This window comes from Streptomyces sp. SID3212 (assembly GCF_009865405.1).
Classification (GTDB): Bacteria; Actinomycetota; Actinomycetes; order Streptomycetales; family Streptomycetaceae; genus Streptomyces.
In genome coordinates, this window is record NZ_WWJY01000227.1 from 1 (window position 1) to 1,750 (window position 1,750).

The window sequence follows — 1,750 nt, forward strand, 5'->3', positions numbered from 1 at the left end:
GCGTCGGCGCCCACGCGCCCCGCGCGCGTCGCCCGGCCCACCGGGGCCCGGGCGTCCCGCCGCACTCCCCGGCTCCCGTACGCTCCCCAACTCCACCCCCAACTCCACCCCCGACTCAGTCTCCGTCTCAATCCCCAGCTCCAGCGGCACCCTCTCCAGGACCGGCGATCCACGTGAGTTCCTCCTCCCCCTCCACCGGGCGTACCCCGCACCGTCGGGTACGGCAGCGGACTCCTGGCGCGTACCGACTGGTCCGTACCGCACCCGCGCCGGTGGACCCCCCTGTGCTGGACGCGGCGCAGCGCGCGGTGGTTGACCACGGCGCCGGGCCGCTGCTGGTGCTGGCGGGTCCCGGGACGGGCAAGACCACGACGCTCGTGGAGTCGGTGGCGGCGCGGGTCGAGAGGGGCGGGGATCCGGAGCGGATGCTGGTGCTCACGTTCAGCCGCAAGGCGGCGGTGGAGCTGCGCGACCGTACGGCCGTGCGACTCGGCGGCACACGCGGGCCGCAGGCGACCACGTTCCACTCCTTCTGCTACGCGCTGATCCGCGCCCACCAGGAGGCCGAGCTCTTCACGGAACCGCTGCGGCTGCTGTCCGGGCCGGAGCAGGACGTGGCCGTACGGGACCTGCTGGCGGGTCAGCTCGACCTGGAACGGGAAGGGCGGGCGCATGTCGAGTGGCCCGACGAGCTGCGGGCGTGCCTGACCACACGCGGCTTCGCCGACGAGGTACGGGCGGTGCTGGCCCGCAGCCGTGAACTGGGCCTGGGGCCGGACGCGCTGGCGGCGTTCGCGCGCCGTACCGGCCGTCCTGACTGGTCGGCGGCGGCGTCCTTCCTCGCGGAGTACTTGGACGTCCTGGACATGCAGGGGGTCCTCGACTACGCGGAGCTGGTCCACCGGGCCGTGCTGCTGGCGTCCCGTCCCGAGGTGGCGGAGCAGTTGGCGGGGCGGTACGACGTGGTGTTCGTGGACGAGTACCAGGACACGGACCCGGCGCAGGTGAGGCTGTTGGAGGCGCTGGCGGGGCAGGGGCGCACGCTGGTCGCCTTCGGCGACCCCGACCAGTCGATCTACGCGTTCCGCGGCGCGGACGTGAACGGCATCCTGGACTTCCCGTACACGTTCCCGGGCCAGGACGGCCGCCCGGCCCGGGTGGAGGTCCTGACGACGTCCCGCCGCTCCGGCGAGGGGCTCCTGGAGGCGACGCGGCTGCTGACGCGCCGGATGCCGCTGCCCCGGCTCCCCGCCGAGAAGATCCGGGCGCACCGCGAACTGGCGGCGGTCCGGGAGGGCGGCCGGGTCGAGACGTACACGTACCCGACGGCTTCCACGGAACTGGAGAACATCGCGGACATCCTGCGCCGCGCGCACCTGGAGGAAGACGTCCCCTGGTCGGACATGGCGGTCCTGGTCCGCGCGGGCGGCCGCACGATCCCCTCGATCCGCCGCGCCCTGACCTCGGCGGGCGTCCCCCTGGACGTGGACGGCGACGACGTCCCCCTCCGCCACGAACCCGCGGTGTCCCCTCTCCTGACGGCCCTGAGGGTGGTGGCGGAGGCGGCGACGCACCCGCCGGCCCCGGCCCGGCTGTCGAGGCCGGAGGCGCCGGACGAGGACACACGGGGCGAGGCCGAAGAGCCCGCCGGGCAGTCGGCGGAGGTGCCGGGGGTTGGCGCGGAGGCGTCGGACGACGCGACCGGGCCCGGGCGGCCGTCGTCCGTGGACCCGGCGGGCCTCGGGCTGTC

Annotated in this window: 1 protein-coding gene; it reads left to right on the forward strand. The window is 75.1% G+C overall.

Annotated features, from left to right (window positions below):
* Positions 1-173 precede the first annotated feature (173 nt).
* On the forward strand, positions 174-1,750 hold a 1,577-nt coding region (locus GT042_RS06735), incomplete at its 3' end, for an ATP-dependent helicase (protein WP_345943697.1).